The sequence below is a fragment of the Spirochaetota bacterium genome (genome assembly GCA_026414805.1).
Classification (GTDB): Bacteria; Spirochaetota; UBA4802; order UBA4802; family UB4802; genus UBA4802.
Genome location: JAOAIH010000004.1, coordinates 65,000 through 85,854, shown reverse-complemented (window position 1 = coordinate 85,854; position 20,855 = coordinate 65,000). Strand labels below are relative to the sequence as shown.

The window sequence follows — 20,855 nt, the reverse complement described above, 5'->3', positions numbered from 1 at the left end:
GTATGGGGTTTTGCAGTATCAATGCTTTTAGTACTTTACTTAGCCTTAGATACTTATTTCTACAGGAAAGAAGATAAATCCAAAGAAGAGTATGGCGAAAAACAGGCTCTTAAGATTGAAGGATGGCATAATTTTATCTTCTTAGCTGGTGTAGTTGGCGGCGTTTTATTCAGCGGCCTGGTGAAGATGGGTGAAGTAAATATTTTGGGGGTACATCAGTCAATAGAAAACCTCATCAGGGATGCCGTACTTGTTATTATGGGTCTATTGTCACTCAAAACCACCACTCAGCAAATACGAAAAGACAACGAATTTTCATGGTTTCCTATTCAGGAGGTTGCATACCTGTTTGCAGGCATTTTTATGACCATCATACCTGCTCTTGCAATTTTAAAAGCTGGTGAACATGGTGCATTAGCATTTTTAATTAATGCAGTCAAACAACCAGCTCATTATTTCTGGGCCACAGGTTCTCTATCAAGCTTTCTTGATAATGCTCCTACCTATTTAACCTTCTTTAATACGGCTTTGGGAAGCTTTTATGCAGGTATGCCTGAGATTGAAGCTGTCCACAGACTAATTGCCGAAAATAACATCTATCTTGAAGCAATTGCAGCAGGTGCAGTGTTCATGGGCGCAAACACCTATATTGGCAATGCTCCTAACTTCATGGTAAAATCCATTGCTGAAGAAGCAGGTGTAAAAATGCCAAGCTTTTTTGGCTACATGTTTAAATATTCAATTCCCATACTTGTTCCAATTTTTATACTTGTAACATACATATTTTTTGTGTAACATACTATCAGAGGATAAGGGCAGCCACTCTTGCCCTTATCCCCTCCTAATATTTTAATAAAAGGAGGTGATAGTATGGCCAAAACATTTTACGAGGTGGTATTGGAAGGTAATTATAACTTTGTGTATGGCATGCTTGAAGGATATAAACTTGCTACGGGCAAAAGTTTTATTTACTATCTGAGCAAAAAGGTAAACGTAAAAGCAATTACATTTACTGAAGTAATAAAAGAATTGCTAACCTTAACAACAAGGTTGCAGCATATTATCATTGAATCTAAATCATGGAAAAAATTTGAAGCTGCCGTGAAAAAGCAGCAAGAAGGATCAATCATCAATAAAAGGTACATCAAATCGGTTAAAAAAATAGAGAGCGCATCGTTTGAATTTACCTTTGAATGCTATGCCAAAAAGTATGGCGATGAGATTAAGAATTTATTAAAATCGTTACCTAAAACAGTTACTCTTGTTGACTATATACCCAAAGAAGAAGTACACAAAGATGTGAAGGGCACTGTAATGTATGCACCTGATCATGAATATATATTCAAAGGCAAAGGGAGACTTGTTGGTGATATTGAAACAATCATTGCACTCAACAAAACATTTGATGAACATCCACTGATAGATGTATCACCAATATACTTACAGCTGAAATAGCATTCTAAACTGTATTTAGTATTGGTTCCTTACACACCGATATTAAATACAGTTATACTCAATAATATTTTACATTCTTAATGGACTGAAAAAAAACTATGAAAAAACCAATAGTAATTGTTGTAATGTGTATATTATGTTTTGCTTCTGTTGTTATGTATTCAAAATATAGGATTTCTTCATTTGAGCCACAGTATATAGGTTTTCTTACTGTTGAAAACAGTACCATTATTAAACAATTGGAAGTAATTCTGCAAAAAACAAATATAGCGGGCATACGAGGGGATAAGGAATTACCTAAATGCCTTGAAGAACAGGTAAAATCCCTTCAGCAATTATCATTTATTGCTATTGCAGATAATGAATTCAGGGTTCTTATTGCAGCAAAAAAAGACAAAGTTATCAATCAAAAAGTTTTTGATGCTATAATTACTGATATTTCCCAAAAGAAGTTATTGCCAACTACAACTTTTCCGCAAATTACACGGTATTATAACAATACAAAATACTATTTTTTTGTGTATACTTCTTCACCGTATACGATCTTTACAGCATATAGTTATATATTACCAAAAAATCTCATAATTAAGTTAGCACTTGAAAATCTTCTGATAGTTATAGTATTTATCATACTTTCAGTTGCAATAATAATCACTCAACAAAAGAAAGCCACCGAACCTATTACTCAAAAAACAGAAAAAACGGTAGCAAAACCACAAATGCAAAATCCTATTGAAAGTTTATGTCAGCAATATGCAATTATTTCAGTAACTATCGCACAGCAAAATAAAAAGGGTTTAATAAATACTATTTATAGCTATCCTGATAAAAAACAAAAACTTTATCTGCAGCAGGAAATTATCAACGAGCTTGCCGGTGGAGCACATATTCTTGTAGAAAAAAATACTGTTCTGCTTTTTTATAATGACACCACTCAGTTATTTTTTAGACTTGTAAGAAAAGATGCCTTCAAAGGGAAAATTATAAAGGATATTATTGCATTTATTGACACTAATGCACAATTATTCCAAAAATTCCTTAAACTAAAGAAATAGGCTCTTTAATAATTTTTTGATATAAAGGCAATTATTTCATCTTTGCTACAACGGCGTAGTGATATTGTCCGGCAGGAAAAATATTTATAATTTTAAATCCACACTGGTATAGTGTTGCTGTAGTCTGATCAACGGATAATTTGACATCCATGGATGGACCGGGGATACCTTCGCGTTTATAAAAATCAATAATTACCAAAAATCCATCTTTTTGCAAAGATTTTACTATGTTATGCATTGTAATATCAATTTCATGATTATATACCAGACCATGCAATACATTTACCATAATGATTGCATCAGTCTTGAAAGGAATATCTTTTGTAATATCACCAACTACTGGTTTTAGATTGTTGTAATTATTATCCCTGGCAAAATCAGATAATGTAGTGATTGATTCCTCATTATAATCTAGAGCATATATTGTTGAATCAGGAAACTGTTTTGAAAGAGCAACTGAAAAATAACCATCACCACATCCAGCATCAAGAATATGCATCCCATTTACAAGCGGTAGCTTTGCAATGACTTCTTCTGCATTGATATATGCACTGCTTGATTTTCCTTTATGTTCATGTTTTTGCATTAAGTGTTCCTTATTTATAATAGTATTTAATTATGTCGTTGTGAAGAAAAGAATTGACTAAAAGAATATTAGATATATAAAATTTAGATTCTTCGCTACGCTCAGAATGACATTGGTAACTATTTTCATTAGTTTTGAGCAGACGCATCCAGCCATTAAAAATATTGCATTTCAATAGTTAGTGCTACTATAGTGTGTAAATCATACTTTTAATATATCACCATTATCATGAAAATCTATAGAAATATACCTATAATATACGAAGACAATCATATTATTGTGGTTGAAAAACCTTATGGGCTATTATGTCAAAAGGATTACACTAATTCTGAATCATTGCTGGAAATTATTAAGGAATACATCAAAATAACATATAATAAACCGGGTAATGTTTTTTTAGGTCTAGTTCACAGGCTTGATAAGCAGGTTGCAGGGCTTATTGTTTATGCAAAAACATCAAAGGCTGCTTCACGTGTATCAGCTCAATTCAGGAGCCATGATGTAATCAAGTTATATTGTGCTGCAGTCAAAACTCCTACTTCCACTGATAACAATTGGCACACAGTGTATGACAGGCTTATTAGAGTACACGATAAAACGCTTGTTAATAACAATGAAAACAGTGGTATGCATGCTTCGTTAAAATATAAGCGTATTCATACCCAACAAGAATATTCGCTTGTACTCATACAACTGTATACGGGCAAAAAGCATCAGATACGTTCACAGCTGTCTAACCTAAAAATGCCAATACTCAATGATACAAAATATGGAGGTGAAAGAATAACTAATGAATCTGCCATTGCCCTTCACGCTATCTATTTACAATTTAGTCATCCTGTTACAAAAGAAACCATGACATTTTATTCTTCTCCTCAAAAGATTTTTTTATCTGTGTTTAAAAAAGTTGATATTGACAGTGTAATTAAAGAAGCTTTAATTCATGAAGGCTACTTAGTATAATTAATACCGGCGATAGTTACTATGATAATAAGTGCAAGCCGACGAACTGATATCCCTGCATTTTATTCACAGTGGTTTATCAATTGCTTACAAAAAGGCACATGTACGGTAAAAAATCCATTTAATCCCGCACAGAGTAAAGAAGTCTTGCTTTTGCCTGAGGATGTAGATATCATTGTATTCTGGACTCGATTCCCAGCACCATTACTAAACCATTTAGATGAATTAGACCGTATGAATTATGAATATATGTTCCTCTATACAATTACCGGTTATCCCAGATGGCTTGAACCTAATGCCCCTAAGCTAACAGACACAATACATATATTTACAACATTAAGTAGAAGGATTGGCACTCATAAGATGGTGTGGCGGTATGACCCAATAATTTTTTCCAAGGACCTTGATTTTGATTTTCACCTGCACAATTTTGAAAACATTGCAAAACAGTTATCCGGTTTCACTCAAAGAGCAATTATAAGCATAATGGAACCATATAAAAAAGTTCAACGCAGGTTTGCTCTGCATAAAGAATATGCAATACTATTTAATCCTTTTGATATTTTTAACAATGATGACTTATACACATTTTTTTCATCATTGGGTGCTATTGCTGCCAAATACGATATGCACATACAAACCTGCTGCAGCGATATATCGCGCTTTGGTATTCCTAATGGAGCCTGTATTGATGCACAGCTCATACAGCAAATTATAAAAACAGATAAAATGTTTGCAAAGGATTTGCATCAGCGCCCACACTGCCTTTGTGCAAAAAGTATTGACATTGGAACATATAACACCTGTAAGTTTGGATGTGTATACTGCTATGCAAATAGATGATGCACTTGTAACAAAATTACAATACGATAGTTATATAATTGACCCTGCTGCCCTTGAGCCTATGAATTATTACGGCAAGCGCTGCATTCCATTTCTTTTTGTTATTGATTACCTTGGCCAACGACCGTTTATTTGTCCAATACACAGTGTACCTGATACAATACTATTCTCCTTTAATGAATACACAAATACATCACAAAAAACACTAACTTCTTCAAAACTTTACTTTGAAAGATTTCCTGTACCATTCAACGAATATTTACATGCATTCAATTGTGTACAGCAACACCTTAAAGAAGGCAACTCCTATTTAGCTAATCTCACATTTCCCACTCCAATTATTACAAATTATTCGCTCTACGAACTATTTATTCACAGCAATGCACCATACAAATTGTTATTTAATGACGAATTTGTTGTCTTTTCGCCCGAGGCATTTGTAACTATCGCTCAAGGTACTATCTATACATTTCCAATGAAAGGAACTATTGATGCACATATACCTAATGCCAAAAATATTTTACTCAATGATCACAAGGAATTTGCTGAACATATCACGGTAGTTGATTTACTCAGAAATGATTTAGCAAAAGTATCATATAATGTTACTGTTGAAAAATTCAGATATTGCAGCACCGTAAAGACACATACAAAAGAATTGATACAAACAAGTTCAAAAATAAAGGGAACTCTTTTTGCCAATTACCATCAACACCTTGGTGATATCTTTGCAACACTGTTGCCCGCAGGTTCGGTAACCGGTGCACCCAAGAAAAAAACAGTTGAAATCCTAAAGGAAGCTGAAATATACCAAAGAGGATATTATACGGGGGTTTTTGGTTATTTTGACGGCACAAACGTATTGAGTGCAGTTATGATACGGTTTATTGAACAAAATTCTGGGTTGGTGTATAAAAGTGGTGGCGGTATAACTGTTTACAGCAATCCAGTTCAAGAATACAATGAAATGGTTGAAAAAGTCTATGTCCCTGTTAATTGAATCGCTATGCTGCGTTGATGGTGAAATAAAAAATATTCACTATCACACTGTCCGAATGAATAAAAGCCGATACGATTTATTTGGCTGCAATGATACACTGACTATCAGCGATTACATTACTGTACCTGATTATGCAACGCAAGGTATCTGGAAAATACGGGTGTATTACAATGCAACAGTAAAAAAAATTGAATATGAATTGTATAAAAGAAAATCTATATCCACAGTAACAATTATAGTAGACGATACTATAGATTACCCCTATAAATATGCAGATAGATCACGGATAACGCAGCTATTTGAACAACGTGGAAATGCCGACGATATTTTAATTATAAAAAGGGGGTTAGTTACCGATAGCTCTTCAGCAAATGTAGCCCTGTATGATGGCAGCATGTGGTTTACCCCAAAAACGCCGCTTCTTGCAGGCACAAAACGCGCCAAACTCATTGATGAAGGAAAAATCAAAGAAGCATACATCACAGTCAATGATATATCTGCATTTACACATATAAGCTTGATAAATGCTTTTTTAGATCTTGGAGATATTATTATTCCTGTTTCTTCAATAAATAATTTATGCACAATACATTCAAAATAATGTGATGTTTACATTATTTCTTTTCAAAACGAAAAGACCTCACTATCTTTAAAAATGATTCTTCATAACGGCCAAATGAATGCGGCAGTGCTGTACAGGTTATTACATATGCTTTACTGTTATTGAGGCAATAATACTGTAACACCTTCAATTTGAGACCACTCATTGAGTATGTAAAACCTAAAATCATGGCAGGTTTTTTAGCAAGCCAGGTAGTATTTTTATACAATAGCTTGTAATCTTTTGAATAATTTTTAAGATTTTTTTGCGATAGCTCAAAATATTGTTCCAGTGTTACATTGTCTGTCATATTTTCTACAGTTATGGCAACATTTTCCCTGAAATCATCCTTGCTCCCTTCTTCAGGGCTTAACGCAATCACCACTGCACCCATTTCCTTTTGCTGGATTTCCCAATATTTTGGAAAAACGATCGAAAAACCATATTCATCATTATAATACCTTCCCTTTTCTTTACGGGCACAACCCGATAACAGTACTATATTTAATACAATTACTGATATCAATATTGCTGAATATCTCATACAATTTCCTCTCATTTATTGAATTTCACCACTGTCACTTTGATTTTGACCGGCAATATGCTTTTGGCCATTCTGGCCTTAATTAATTTATATGGAACCTGTTTTTCGTTGCTCCAGTGCTCTTTTTATTTCATCAAACCCCTCCCTAGTAATAGGAAGAATTGAAACAAAATACACTGAAACCAAAAAACATATACCCGGTGCAAACGCCATCATATAGCGAATAGCGTGAATTGCAGATTGTGGCTGCGCTGCTATACTGTTTTCAATGTAGCCAAAATAACCCAGTATTGCTGATGCAACCGCAATTGCTGACGCTGATGCCACTTTATACAAAAAAGTAGTAATGCCATAAAAAGCTCCTTCCCGACGTACGCCGTTTTTGTATTCATCATATTCAATGACATCAGGAATCATGGAAAATGGAATAATCTGTGATGCTGAAATGCCTACTCCTGCCAGCACACCAATTGCTATTACAAACCAAAGACTCCCTACCGGAGCTATCAGGCATAACAATAGCGATAGCGTAAAATACACTGCAGCAACTATATATGCCCTGCGTTTATCTAATTTATCTGAAACATAAATCCACAGTGGAGCTGACATCACCGCAATAATAAGCGGAATGCCCATTACAACGAATGTCATATCTTCAGAAATTAAAATGACATCTTTTAAAAAGAATATAAATAATGCTTGTATAAGGTCAAACCCAATCATATTGAATAAAAACATTCCCAGCAGTATCCTGAATTCCCGTAAACTCAATACAGCTTTAAATGTCTTGAAAAGCCCTTCATGGAGTAACGCTTGTGACTTGACACGTTCCTTTGTTCCCACAAAGGTGATGAAAATTAAAATAATGATAATGATACCAAAAACAACACCCATAACAGGATAGCTTGTAGTATACTGTTCTTTGCCTTTGAAGACAACATCAACAATTACAGATACTCCAACAGCAGCAACAAGATTGCCAACAAATGAAAGTGACATACGATACCCGGATATACTTGTACGTTCGTCATAGTTTTGCGATAGCTCCGGCATCAGGGCATTATAGGGAACAGCCACCACTGTGAACGCAGTATTAAACAGGATTGCTATTGCAGTATAATATCCAAACATCATAAGATGGTTAAATGAAGGTACCAGCCAGATTAGCATAAACATTATTCCAAACGGAATGCAGCCAAACAAAAAATAGACCCTTCGCCTTCCATATTTGGATACAGTACGGTCAGATATCATTCCCATAAGCGGGTCGGTTATTGCATCCCATGCACGGGCTAAAAAGAAAATAATTCCAGCCCACTGTGGAGGTAATCCTGCAACATTAACCAAAAAGAACAAAAAATAAAAGCCGATAGTAGTATAGGCAATATTAATTGCTAGATCCCCAAGGCCATATGCTATTTTTTCAATAGTAGGGACTACATATCCTTCTTTCATTGGCGTGCCACCTTATATGTATATATTTAGTCAATAAATTGGTATTTAATTAAGCTTATAGTTAAAAATCAAGGAAATTTATTATTTTTCTATTTCCATGCAATTATACTTATACTTTTCACAACATCTTTATACTTTGCATAATCTGTATTAGATACGTTATGACTACACAATTCTTCATTTTCAAATATAGTGCTATAACTATATTCTTTTACAATTTCAACATGAGTAAATCCAGCTTTATACAGTAATGAAATATACTCCTCTTTTTGGATTGCACCTGCAATGCAGCTTACATACGCATCAATTGAATTTTTTATTTGATTAGGAAGCGTACCTTCCAGCACTATATCTGATACTACAAGCCTTCCATGATTCTTTAATACTCTGTATGCTTCATTAAATACTTTTTCTTTGTCCGGAGCCAAATTTATAACACAATTGGATAGTATTACATCAATCGAATCATTTTCAACTGGCAGGTCTTCTATATCACCTAAAATAAATTCAACATTGGTAATATTTAATTTTTGTGCATTCTCTTTAGCAAGTGCAATCATTTCCGGTGTCATATCAATTCCAATAACTTTCCCTGTTGAACCAACTTTTCGTGATGCTAGAAAACAATCAATACCCGCACCACTGCCAAGATCAAGCACCACCTCACCTTCTTTAAGAGTAGCTATTGCATTTGGATTGCCGCATCCCAACCCCAAATTAGCTGAATCAAGTTCAGCTAATTCATTTTCACTATAGCCAATTTTTGTTGCTACGTCAGCTGGGGTACAGCAACTACTCCCTGAACAACAGGAAGTTTTTAGTAATGCTATACTGCCATAATTTTGTTTTACTATCTTTTTAATTTTTTCATTTGATTCCATAGTATTTTTCCTAAAAAATGATGATAACACATTTTGAAAATATAAACTTAGTTTGCCATTTCAAATGTATTGCAAATATCATACTAAATCAGCTATCAATGCCATTGTGAATAATAATCATGTATTATTCTGAATAATAAGCATATGTCATTCTGAGCAAAGCGAAGAATCTCAAACCTAAAAATAGATTCTTCATCACCGTATGCTTTATCATCTCATCCAAGACTATTTTCTTCGCATTTACGTATTAGAGCGGTAACCAAACAGTTTGACACATATTATTTTCGCACTCCACTTACTACAGGAGCTATCTGCTCAACTATAACTGAATTTAAAGAATCGGCTTTAATTAAGGCGATGCAACACAACGAAGCATCGTTCATCAACGATGCCACAATAAATTTATCTCCTGCTTTGACCCCAAATTTATCTCGCAATTCTTTCGGCAATACTACCTGTCCACGTTCATCAACAGTCACTATCGCCTCAATTGAACATGTGGATGAAGTGCAACATTCTGATGTATTCATATGATTACTCTTGTTTTTCTGATATTTCTGCATTTACTGATTATTCTGATAATAATTTTTTCATACTTATTTTGTCAAGATATTTTTATATTTTATACTTTTTCTCTTTTTATATACCCCGTTTGGGATTATATTGTAAAAAAATAAATACATCCAAATATTCTGGAGGTTTGCAATGTTACAAAAAATTACTGCTACATTGGTAGTGATTTTTATATATTCCAATGGCTTCTGTTTTCTTGAAAACTACAACAATTACCAGCATTTAATTGGCGAAAGAGCAGCCGGGCTTGGTGGTGCATATTGTGCATTAGCTAATGACGGAGCTGCGTTATGGTATAACCCTGCAGGTTTAGCCAACATTATTGATAGTAAATTAAATCTTTCGGTTAATACGTATAGCTACTTAACACGCAACTCACCACAATACTGGCAAATTGAAGAGCAAGCAGGCAAATATCAAAGCCTAGACTTGAAAGAAACTGATATTTCAGTTATTCCTACAAGCGTTGCATATGCACGCAGAGTTAATTGGATAGGCAATGATGTTATTGCATACGGATTGTTTGTTCCAATGCAGGATGCAATTCAGGCTACTATAGCAGGGAGAGCAACTGGTAGTGTCATGAATGTTGATCTTAATGCTACGTATAGAATCAACACGAAAGCATACTATGGCATAGCAGGATATGGTTTAAAAATCAGCAATAATCTCAATGCAGGATTAACAGCAGCATTAGGGTATTTTCAAGGCAAAGGTGGGGCAAATATTTCTGCATATCTTGACCCCGGTGGAACTAATCAAAGTGAAATTGCAATGATTATTGATAATGAGCTAACTGCAATGACTTCATTTGGTGGTGTTGGTATGCAATATTTGTTGACTCCCCATCATCATCTTGGTGCATACTACCGTTCGCCTGTATACAGAGTATACGCATCAAGAAAAGAAAAGATGACAACTCAACAGGTTGGCCCCATCTTTCCTTCCAACAGTTCTGAAAGTACAACAGTAGAAGATAATTTTCGCTTTAAGATAGTTCCTGCATATATCTCACTGGGTTATGGATACACACGTGAAGGTAAATGGTCATTTACATGTGAAGGGATCATGCACTATACAAATCCAGATTATCCAAAAAAAGTCTTAAATGGCAAAGTTGGTTTGGAAATATATATACATGATGATGTAATAGTAAGAACCGGCTTTTTTACTGACTTCAGCCAAAAAAATACAGTAACACAGACTTCCGAAAATGATGAAAAAAATGACTACTATGGAGCAACATTAAGCTTTTCGTTTGGCAATGATTTAAATCCCTTACAAAACGATACAATAAAAGCAAAAAGCATGTGGACAACCATTGGAGTATCGTATCAGTTGGGGATAGGCGATATTCGTGGTTTTAGATTCTATACGGTTTCTTCTGGCTCTGACCCCATAGTACACCACTATACACACCGTATAAGCATTTACATTGGAGAATCAATTGCATTTTAAAAGATATTGACTTTATTTTAATATTTATTTATATTTAAACTTTATTATCTTTAATATCCGAGGGTAAACATGGGATTTCTTAAAGATGCTGGCGAATCATTGCTCAATTTCAGCGAACGATTTTTAGATAAAACCGAAGAACTGGCTCAAATAGCACGAATTACAATGGAGATAAAAAAGTTGGAACATTCCATTAAAGAGATATATTTAAATACAGGCAAGTATGTGTATGACTCAGTGTCAAGTGGCAAACTTTTATCTAACACAGATGAGTTTATTTCCGGAGCTGTCGCCACCATTAATGATTATAAAGCAAAAATACAGGAAAAACAAAACGAAATTAAAAAAATTAAAGAACTTTATGAATCCAAACATAATCGATATTAAAGCTTAACATACCATGTCTAAAACATCATCGCGTATTTTACAAACAATTGAAAAACAAAAAGGTTATTTTACACCTCAGGATATTGTAGCCACAGTATTGCTCACAAAGACAAAAAGTAAAAAACCAAAAAAAAGCAAAACCACACAACGAGAAACTCAGAAAACTGCCAACCGTGTACAAAACACTATTGCCACTCTTTTCCACTATGGTTTTCTGACAAAGCAAAAGGGTAAATTTAAAATTGCTCAGCCTTTTACTTTTACTGGCACTTTTATTCATAATAAAAAAGGCCACGGTGTGGTATATATAAATGACGATATTGAAGTGCACATTTTCCGTGAAGATGTAAACCATGCACGCAATAAGGACCAAGTGAAAGTACAGCTAACTGATATACGGCATGGCACATTGTTTGGCAGGGTTACCGAAATTGTATCTCCAAATAAACAGATGTTTTTTGCACGCTGCATTAAACCTAATGGGAAATTCAGCATTTTGCAGCTTCTTGATGTTCCTGGCAATATCCAGGTCATCACAAAAGAAAATATAAAACCAAAAAGTTTGGCGATAGTTACTGTTAAAAATTCTTTTATACAGAATTATCAAGAATGCAGCATTAATACAATCATCCACCACGAGGAACAATACGATATTCAGCGCATTGTAAGCAAGCACTCGCTGCCTGGTGTACACCCTGAATATAAACATCTTGAAAAGATTGAAGAATATGTTAAGCCACATGAACATAAAAACCGTAAGGATTACCGAAAGCTTGTAACAGTAACCATAGATGGTGAAACAGCTAAAGATTTTGACGATGCTATTTCGCTTGAGTATAAAAATGGCATTTATACACTTTATGTCCATATCGCTGATGTATCTGCATATGTGTACAAAGATGATGCCATTGATAAGGAAGCTTACAACCGCGGTACCAGCTATTATCTTGGCAATGCTGTTATACCAATGCTCCCTGAAAAGTTATCTAATGACCTGTGCTCACTGAAAGCAGGTGTTGATAGGTTAACACTTTCGGTTATGATGCAGTTTGATGTGCATGGTAACTATCGCACACATTCAATACACCGTGCTATAATAAACGTTAATGAGCGGTTAACCTACACCCAGGCCCAAGAAATATTGAATTCAAAAAAACGAGGCAAAATCAAAACAATGCTTTCTCATGCCAGGGATCTGGCATTTAAGCTTAAAGCTAAACGCTTATCCAATGGCAGGGTTGATTTAAACCTTGCAGATGCAGAGATGATATTTGACAACAACGCTTCAATTGCTGATATTGCCTTTGCTACTCGCCTTGAAAGTCACATGATAATTGAAGAATTCATGCTCAGTGCCAACGAAATTGTATCTCGTGTCTTGCGCCAACATGATATACCAGCACTGCATCGCGTTCACGAGCCAATTGCCGAAGAAAAATTTATAGCATTGCAAAACTTCCTTAAAACATTAGGCATTACTCTAAAAGAAGAAGAAAATCTTGGACTTGCTCTGCAAAGGGTAATTGATTCAGTGGCACAAAAAGAATATCAGCAGGTTGTAAATTTCATAGTGTTAAAATCATTGATGCAGGCATACTATGGCCCCACTCCGCTTGGGCATTTTGGACTGGGATTTAAAGATTACACGCACTTTACCTCGCCCATACGTCGTTATCCTGATCTTATAGTACACCGCTGTATAAAATCATTAATTGACAACACTCCGCCACCCTACTTGCCTGAGGAATTGGCCGCAATAGGCGAGCAATCATCAAAACTTGAACGTGTGGCTCAATCAGCTGAACGTGACCTCTTGAAACTCAAAGGGTGCAGACTGCTTGAGGATAAGGTTGGCCAGGAATTTGAAGGCATTATAAGCGGAGTAACACGATTTGGATTTTATGTAAGTTTGCTTGACAAACCAATAGAAGGTATGGTTCCGTTGAAATTCCTTACCGATGATTATTACCTTGTCAATGAAGATGAATACACGGTAATAGGCAAACGTCTGGGACGCCGTTTCAGGCTTGGTGACATTATTAAAGTCAGGTTAAAAAGTGTTGACACTGACCTTATGCGCATAGATTTTGATGTAGTATAAACAGGTGTAGCTATGTTCACTTTACAGGCAAAAAAGTTTGATGTTGTACTACCATCTGCAACTGTTGCATTACTTTGTACCCAAGAACAGATTGCCAACAATACGTTTATTCCTCAACAGCTGTCTGATGTTTTTTCATTCATCAACACAAAAAACTTTAAAGCAAAACAGGGCACCTATTTTTTTGCAGCGTTGAAAGATAAGCCTTCAATTCTTCTTGTTGGGCTGGGTAGCCATAAAGATGTGACACAAGAAACTTTGCGCAACGCAGCAAGTGTTATAGTTGGTGCATGCCAGGACAAATCAGTTTTGGAAGTTCATGTTGTTGTTCCTGATAATATAAATATAAAAGATAGTGGCCGATGCATTGCCGAAGGATTATATCTTTCAAACTATGCATTTAATCGCTATAAAACTAAAAAAGATGAAATAAACCCATTATTAGAAAAGGCTATATTACTGTGTGATAATCCCGCACAGCTGTTGCCAATTCTTAAAGAAGTAGAGATTGTATGCCACAACACTTTACTGTGCCGTGATTTAGTTAACGAAACCACTGAAAATGCTAATCCAGTAACTATCGCCAAAATTGCAAAAACAATTGCCACACAATCAAAGATAAAATGTACAGTGTTCAATAAAAAAGATATAGAAAAAATGAAAATGGGACTGCTGTTAGCTGTCAGCCAGGGCAGCAAATACCCACCATATTTAATAGTTATGCACTATAGGGGAGCACCAAAAAAAGATGCGATAGCTATTGCAGGTAAAGGTATAACCTTTGATACAGGCGGTATTAACTTAAAGCCTTCAGGACATATTGAGACAATGCGCACCGATATGGCTGGCGCAGCTTCGTGCATTTATGCAATTAATGCAATTGCCCAGATGAAGCTACCAGTGAATGTGTATGCAGTAATACCACTTGCTGAAAATATGATTTCGCATACTGCATATAAACCAGGTGATGTGTTTACCGCGTACAACGGCAAAACCGTTGAGATTGGCAACACGGACGCTGAAGGGCGCCTTATACTGGCTGATGCATTATCCTTTATTGAAAGAAAATTAAAACCTAAAGCTATTGTTGATATTGCAACGCTCACGGGAGCTTGTATTGTTAGTTTTGGGGAGATAGTAGCTGCGTATCTGACAAATGATGAAAATTTATCTCAAGTACTCACCAAAGCGTCAGACATTACAGGTGAAAAAATATGGCGCATGCCATTATATCCCGAATACAATGAAGAAATCAAATCCGACATTGCTGATATCATTAATGTCCCACCTGTTAGAAACGCAGGCACAATTATTGGAGCGATATTCCTAAAAAATTTTGTTGAAAATACACCTTGGGCTCATATTGATATAGCTGGCACAGCGTGGTATTCAAAAAAGCGTGGCTATAATCCAAAAAATGCCACAGGATTTGGGGTAAGATTATTATATGAATTTGTAAAAAACTATTCTTCATAAAAAGAAAGGAGACTATCCATGTATTCAACAAAAGAATTAATTGATATAGCAATTGGCATTGAAGAAACAGGGTTTTATTTTTATTCTACTTTTAAAAATAAATTTAAAGATGAGTCGTTTAAACAGATTTTTCAATTTCTTGCAGATGAAGAGTTGCGACATAAAGATGCGTTTTCTGGGATGCTTAAGGAATTAAAAGATACTCAGGGCTTGTTTACTGAAGAGTACTATTCATATCTTAAAGCTATTGGAACAACTAGAGTATTTTCAAACAAAGATGATATTGACAAAATCGCACCCACACTCCAGCAACCACTTGATATAATCAAGATAGCAATGGATGCCGAACGGGATTCAATTGTGTGGTATTCGGAATTGAAGGAAATATACCACAATGATGCTAAGTCAAAAGACATTCTTGAGCGGCTAATCAATGAAGAACGTAAGCACGTACTAACATTGCTGGATTTGAAAGAGAAACTGAGCTTGTAAATATTGATTTAAAAAAATATCCTTTTTTAATCTGGACAAGGTTTATTATTTAATGTCCATTATTTTAAACTCGGTACAACGGTACATGCTGCTATTAGTCAGTGTCATACCAGCATTTCATTTTTCAGCACACTTTAAATGCCTTATAGTATTACAATTTTTGTAATACTACATATATTTATCATTGACAAATATATTCCCCCGAATATTTTGGTCAAGGACCAACATATCAAGTAAGCAATTTTTTTATACTGTTATAATAAATTCTAAAAACTTTTGATTCTTCACAATATCAATATCAATATGCAATGAGCTATTGTACATACATTGTAACAAAATTATATATAAAATTTTAAATCCATAGAAAGGGGGATTGGAAGTCTATGAGCTTGTATCAAAAAATTTATGATGAGTCTATTAATAATCCTGAAAAATTTTGGAGTGAAGCGGCAAAAGCAATCAACTGGTATAAACCATATACCAAAGTGCTGGATGATTCCAGAAAACCATTTTATCGATGGTTTGTAGGTGGACAGCTTAATACCTGCTATAACGCTATTGACCGTCATGTAGAAAGTGGCAGAGGCAATCAGGTTGCTTTAATCTATGATAGCCCTGTTACAGGTACTATCGCACAATTTACGTATAAGGAAATGCTCGATATGGTTTCAACTTTTGCAGGTGCATTGCAAAAGTATGGCATACAAAAAGGCGATAGAGTTATTATTTATATGCCTATGATTCCCGAAGCGCCAGTTGCGATGCTGGCATGTGCACGCATTGGAGCAATTCATTCCGTTGTGTTTGGTGGATTTGCACCCAATGAGCTTGCAATACGTATTGATGATGCCAAACCAAAACTAATTGTGTCGGCTTCTTGTGGTATTGAAGGAAAAAAAGTTATAGACTACAAGCCACTGCTTGACAAAGCTATAGAAATAGCAAATCATAAACCCCAGCATTGCATTATTTACCAAAGGCCCCAGGTAAAGGCTTCACTTATACCAGGACGAGACATAGATTGGAATGAAGCAATACGTGGTGTAAAACCTGCTGAATGTGTACCAGTTGAAGCAACTGATCCATTATATATTCTTTATACATCTGGTACTACTGGCATTCCTAAAGGAGTTGTACGTGACAATGGAGGCCACGCAGTAGCGTTGCACTGGAGCATGAAAAATATTTATGGTATTGAACCAGGTGATGTGTGGTGGGCTGCTTCGGATGTTGGCTGGGTAGTTGGACACTCATATATAGTGTACGGTCCACTTATTTACGGTGCCACAACAATCCTGTATGAGGGCAAACCAGTTGGCACACCGGATGCTGGCGCTTTCTGGCGTGTTATTTCTCAGCACAAGGCTAAAGCATTATTCACTGCACCTACAGCTTTTAGGGCAATAAAAAAAGAAGATTCTGGTGGTGAGTTCTTTAAAAAATACGATCTTTCACAATTTAAATATTTGTTCCTTGCTGGTGAACGACTGGATCCCGATACTTATTACTGGGCTTCAAATCTATTGCAAAAACCTGTCATTGACCACTGGTGGCAAACTGAAACTGGATGGCCTGTAGCAGCAAACTGTGTGGGCATTGAACTGTTGCCTATTAAAGCTGGTTCCCCAACAAAACCTGTTCCTGGCTATCAGGTACATATTATCAATGATGAAGGCAAACAGGTTCCAAATGGAACCGAAGGTATTGTGGTCATTAAACTACCCCTCCCACCCGGAACACTCCCAACACTGTGGCAAAATGATGAAAAGTTCAGGGAATCGTACCTGGATATATATGAAGGGTATTACTTTACCGGAGATGGTGGTTATTATGATGAGGATGGCTACCTGTACATAATGGGCAGAATTGACGATGTCATTAATGTAGCAGGCCACAGACTTTCAACTGGCGCCATGGAAGAAGTAATTGCAAAACACCCCGATGTTGCAGAATGCGCAGTTATTGGTGTTGAAGATAGTTTTAAGGGGCAGTTACCTGTAGGATTTGTAGTCTTAAAAGAAGGCAGTTCAAAGAGCCATGAACAGATCCAAAGTGAACTAGCGCAGATGGTTCGTGATCAGATTGGTGCAGTTGCATGCTATAAAACTACTCTTATTGTTAATAGATTGCCAAAAACTCGATCGGGAAAAATTTTACGTGGCACAATGCGCAAAATAGCAGATAAAAAGCCATATTCTGTACCATCTACTATTGATGATCCGGCTATACTGGATGAAATAAAAGATGCGTTGTCAAAAATAACTGTGAGTGGATAGACGACAATAGAAAATAGAAAATAAAAACGCCGGTTTGATCCCGGCGTTTTTATTTTATTCAATCTTATTTGTCTTAGTCCATATATTCATTTCATCAGCTTTTTTTATCAATTCATCTCTGAAATCTGGATGGGCTATACTAATCAGGGCTTCTGCTCGCTCCCAGGTGGATTTCCCTTTAAGCTGTACCGCACCATATTCTGTAACAACATATTGTACAATAGAACGAGGAACCGTTACAATCGATCCTGGGGGCAATGTTGGAACAATCCGAGAAACAAGATTACCATTTTTATCGGTATAAGTAGAAGATAAACAGATGAATCCTTTACCACCATGTGAACCAAAAGCACCAAATATAAAATCCAATTGGCCACCCGTTCCCGATTTATGAGCAATTCCTGCAGATTCTGAGCACACCTGACTGAATAAATCAACAGCAATGGCATTATTCACAGCAACAACTTTGTCATTAAGAGCTATAATCCTTGGATCATTAATATAGTTCACGGGATACGATGCACAGGTTGGATTATGATGGAGAAAGTCATATAGCTTATTGGTACCCATGGCAAATGTATAGCTCATTTTGTATTTATCAATATTTTTCCTTGCTCCTGTTACCCTCCCTGCATGATACAAATCAACATAAGAATCCACAAGCATTTCAGTATGCACACCCAAATCCTTAAGATCACTTTCGGCTATCATCTTACCAACAACGTTTGGTAGGCCACCAATTCCTAACTGCAGGCATGATCCGTCTTCAATTTGCTCAAGTAAATGTTTTGCTATACGCTTATCGATATCAGTTGGTTCAAGAGCTGGTATCTGCGGCAACGGCAAGTTTTTGCCTTCTACAATGTAATCAACGCGCGATATATGAATGGACTCCTGATTGCCACCCAAACAATACGGTACATTTTCATTTACTTCCACTATTATCTTTTTAGCCTTTGTTACCACTGCTGATGTAACAGAATTAGCCAGCCCATAATTAAAATACCCTCTGGGATCCATGGGCCCAACTGTTAAAAATGCTACATCAAAATCAAGATATTTCCTTATAACTCTTGGCCCCTGATGATAGGTTATTGGAATATAATTACAAAGATGCTGATCATATAATCTTCTAGAGATTGTTCCAAAATGAAAGTCATTGAGAATGAAATGCTTTCTTTCAGGATCAACTTCAACTATTTTTGGAACGCGCATATAGCATACACTGCGAACATCTACGTTACGCAATTCATTCACGCGTTTAGATAGTGCTTCATCAATAGCCTCTGGGAACAAAACAAATTCACCATAAAATATCCTATCACCCGATTTTACCATTGCTGCAGCTTGTTCTGCAGTTATTTTCTTTTTCTGGTATTCCCATTTTTCAATATCACCCATTGCTTTTCTCCTTATCTTAGCATGAGTATACAAACTTATACTTTGTAGTTACTTAATTCACTGCACAAATTTTTTTGATAAAATAAAATGTCATTATTACATCAACAAATCTTATATTCTATTGATAATGTAAATACAACATACATAATTTGTATTGAATATAGCATATACAAATTTTTATTTCTAATTTTTATATTAATCTTTATAAATATTGTTGGCATACTAATTGTGGTATACCATCTGGCAGGTTTATAATACCAGTAGAGCCACCGTACATGGTAGCTCAACTGGTATTGATGATATAACCTTATTTCCGTTTTTCTTTTAAAAATACTCTATGCTACAGATTATTTCTTTAAATCCTGAAGAGTCTTAAATACTCTCTTAGCTCTCCACTCATCCAAAGTAAAAACATATTTTGTTTTTGAGCTGGTACAAAGATATCTATTGTTTTCAAATTCTTTGTGAATAACAAGAGTGATTTCTTCAGATTTTTTTGTGTTATCATCTTGTTTTACTGTAACGCTAACTGAAGCAATCTTGCCGGTTAAACTTTTTGCATCAATTTCAGGAAATGAATACGCTTTCAGAGGGTCAAACGTATAAAGAATTTCCTTTACCTTGTCATTATCTAATTTTACATTTGGATATTCTTTACATGTCCATTGCTCTTCCTTTTCAATCTGGCCTTGCTTGTCTTTATCCTGACCAGATGATTCTTTTTTCTTTTCCACTATAGTCTTTTGCAATGTTAGCGTTGCATTTTTGTACCATAGCTTTACCAATTCAATTTTTGCAATATCAATCTGCACTATATCCTTGTTGCGCAAATCGTCTACGGTTTTGTTGAAGTATGAATCCAATGTATCTTCTGCTAAATATACTTTAGGGTCGCCCTCAAAACGAACATAAGTATGGCGATAGGTACTCCCTTTTTTGCCGATATAGAAATCACGTACAGTCTGACCATTGCTTTTTGCCTGCACATGTATTGCATGTGCACTATCAAGTTCAAAGCGCTCATAATGCGGTTTATCGCTTACCAGATCAGTTACCTTTAGATCTTTTATCTTGTTTTCCATATTAGCAATAACATTCTTATCACCTTCAAATTCATTTACTTTCCAACTATCACCATCTTTTTTGATAATGATTATGCTTTCCCCTTTTTTAAGCACTAGCTCTGTTATTGGATCCTTAATAGCAGGAAGTTTCTTTATAGTTTTAGTAGTCAAAGTATTGAAAACCAAATATCCTGCCAATAAAACTATCACCACAATACTGATAATAATGTTTTTCTTCATTTGC

At 35.5% G+C, this 20,855-nt stretch carries 20 protein-coding genes; 13 read left to right on the top strand and 7 right to left on the bottom strand.

The window, feature by feature from the left end; all coding sequences use genetic code 11:
• The 3 genes from N3F66_01905 to N3F66_01895 form a co-directional block, all read left to right on the top strand.
• A partial coding sequence (locus N3F66_01905; protein MCX8122903.1) for a sodium:proton antiporter occupies positions 1 to 795 on the top strand: 795 nt, incomplete at its 5' end.
• A 75-nt stretch (positions 796 to 870) separates the two neighbouring features.
• Positions 871 to 1,455: a hypothetical protein gene (locus N3F66_01900; GenBank protein ID MCX8122902.1), complete on the top strand. Its 585-nt coding sequence runs from the start codon at positions 871 to 873 to the stop codon at positions 1,453 to 1,455.
• A 98-nt stretch (positions 1,456 to 1,553) separates the two neighbouring features.
• Positions 1,554 to 2,510, top strand: coding sequence for a hypothetical protein (locus tag N3F66_01895; protein ID MCX8122901.1), 957 nt, complete (start codon positions 1,554 to 1,556; stop codon positions 2,508 to 2,510).
• Between the two features lie 31 nt (positions 2,511 to 2,541).
• Here the strand turns inward: N3F66_01895 and N3F66_01890 are convergent, their stop codons facing one another.
• Positions 2,542 to 3,096: a class I SAM-dependent methyltransferase gene (locus N3F66_01890; protein MCX8122900.1), complete on the bottom strand. Its 555-nt coding sequence runs from the start codon at positions 3,094 to 3,096 to the stop codon at positions 2,542 to 2,544.
• A 228-nt stretch (positions 3,097 to 3,324) separates the two neighbouring features.
• Between N3F66_01890 and N3F66_01885 the strand changes: the two genes are divergently transcribed.
• The 4 genes from N3F66_01885 to N3F66_01870 all read left to right on the top strand — a co-directional run bounded on the left by N3F66_01885 (position 3,325) and on the right by N3F66_01870 (position 6,503).
• Entirely contained in the window at positions 3,325 to 4,059 is a 735-nt protein-coding gene (locus N3F66_01885) for an RluA family pseudouridine synthase (GenBank protein MCX8122899.1), read from the top strand.
• 21 nt (positions 4,060 to 4,080) lie between these two features.
• Entirely contained in the window at positions 4,081 to 4,902 is an 822-nt protein-coding gene (locus tag N3F66_01880) for a DUF1848 domain-containing protein (protein ID MCX8122898.1), read from the top strand.
• A gap of 61 nt (positions 4,903 to 4,963) precedes the next feature.
• A complete protein-coding gene (locus N3F66_01875; GenBank protein ID MCX8122897.1) occupies positions 4,964 to 5,902 on the top strand; it encodes an aminodeoxychorismate synthase component I in 939 nt (312 codons plus the stop codon).
• Entirely contained in the window at positions 5,886 to 6,503 is a 618-nt protein-coding gene (locus N3F66_01870) for an aminotransferase class IV (GenBank protein MCX8122896.1), read from the top strand. Before N3F66_01875 ends, N3F66_01870 begins: the two co-directional genes overlap by 17 nt.
• A gap of 13 nt (positions 6,504 to 6,516) precedes the next feature.
• On the opposite strand, the gene N3F66_01865 is transcribed toward N3F66_01870, so the two are convergent.
• From N3F66_01865 to N3F66_01850, 4 genes are all read right to left on the bottom strand, one after another.
• On the bottom strand, positions 6,517 to 7,047 hold the full coding sequence (locus N3F66_01865; protein ID MCX8122895.1) for a DcrB-related protein: 531 nt from the start codon (positions 7,045 to 7,047) through the stop codon (positions 6,517 to 6,519).
• A gap of 87 nt (positions 7,048 to 7,134) precedes the next feature.
• Positions 7,135 to 8,502 (bottom strand): glycoside-pentoside-hexuronide (GPH):cation symporter, encoded by a 1,368-nt coding sequence (locus tag N3F66_01860; GenBank protein ID MCX8122894.1) that lies wholly within the window; start codon positions 8,500 to 8,502, stop codon positions 7,135 to 7,137.
• An 89-nt stretch (positions 8,503 to 8,591) separates the two neighbouring features.
• Positions 8,592 to 9,383: an arsenite methyltransferase gene (gene arsM / locus N3F66_01855; protein ID MCX8122893.1), complete on the bottom strand. Its 792-nt coding sequence runs from the start codon at positions 9,381 to 9,383 to the stop codon at positions 8,592 to 8,594.
• 278 nt (positions 9,384 to 9,661) lie between these two features.
• Positions 9,662 to 9,913, bottom strand: coding sequence for an HgcAB-associated protein (locus tag N3F66_01850; protein MCX8122892.1), 252 nt, complete (start codon positions 9,911 to 9,913; stop codon positions 9,662 to 9,664).
• Positions 9,914 to 10,088: 175 nt separating this feature from the next.
• Between N3F66_01850 and N3F66_01845 the strand changes: the two genes are divergently transcribed.
• The 6 genes from N3F66_01845 (at position 10,089) to N3F66_01820 (ending at position 18,146) form a co-directional block, all read left to right on the top strand.
• Positions 10,089 to 11,414, top strand: coding sequence for an outer membrane protein transport protein (locus tag N3F66_01845; protein MCX8122891.1), 1,326 nt, complete (start codon positions 10,089 to 10,091; stop codon positions 11,412 to 11,414).
• Positions 11,415 to 11,483: 69 nt separating this feature from the next.
• Positions 11,484 to 11,801 (top strand): hypothetical protein, encoded by a 318-nt coding sequence (locus N3F66_01840; GenBank protein MCX8122890.1) that lies wholly within the window; start codon positions 11,484 to 11,486, stop codon positions 11,799 to 11,801.
• A 13-nt stretch (positions 11,802 to 11,814) separates the two neighbouring features.
• Positions 11,815 to 13,902 (top strand): ribonuclease R, encoded by a 2,088-nt coding sequence (rnr, locus tag N3F66_01835; protein ID MCX8122889.1) that lies wholly within the window; start codon positions 11,815 to 11,817, stop codon positions 13,900 to 13,902.
• A 12-nt stretch (positions 13,903 to 13,914) separates the two neighbouring features.
• Positions 13,915 to 15,378, top strand: coding sequence for a leucyl aminopeptidase (locus N3F66_01830; GenBank protein ID MCX8122888.1), 1,464 nt, complete (start codon positions 13,915 to 13,917; stop codon positions 15,376 to 15,378).
• Positions 15,379 to 15,396: 18 nt separating this feature from the next.
• Positions 15,397 to 15,870, top strand: coding sequence for a ferritin family protein (locus tag N3F66_01825; protein ID MCX8122887.1), 474 nt, complete (start codon positions 15,397 to 15,399; stop codon positions 15,868 to 15,870).
• Positions 15,871 to 16,253: 383 nt separating this feature from the next.
• Positions 16,254 to 18,146: a propionyl-CoA synthetase gene (locus N3F66_01820; GenBank protein ID MCX8122886.1), complete on the top strand. Its 1,893-nt coding sequence runs from the start codon at positions 16,254 to 16,256 to the stop codon at positions 18,144 to 18,146.
• Between the two features lie 54 nt (positions 18,147 to 18,200).
• Here N3F66_01820 and N3F66_01815 read toward each other — a convergent pair whose 3' ends face one another.
• Positions 18,201 to 19,547 (bottom strand): butyryl-CoA:acetate CoA-transferase, encoded by a 1,347-nt coding sequence (locus N3F66_01815; protein ID MCX8122885.1) that lies wholly within the window; start codon positions 19,545 to 19,547, stop codon positions 18,201 to 18,203.
• A gap of 347 nt (positions 19,548 to 19,894) precedes the next feature.
• A complete protein-coding gene (locus N3F66_01810) occupies positions 19,895 to 20,851 on the bottom strand; it encodes a DUF4340 domain-containing protein (GenBank protein MCX8122884.1) in 957 nt (318 codons plus the stop codon).
• Between the last annotated feature and the right edge of the window lie 4 nt (positions 20,852 to 20,855).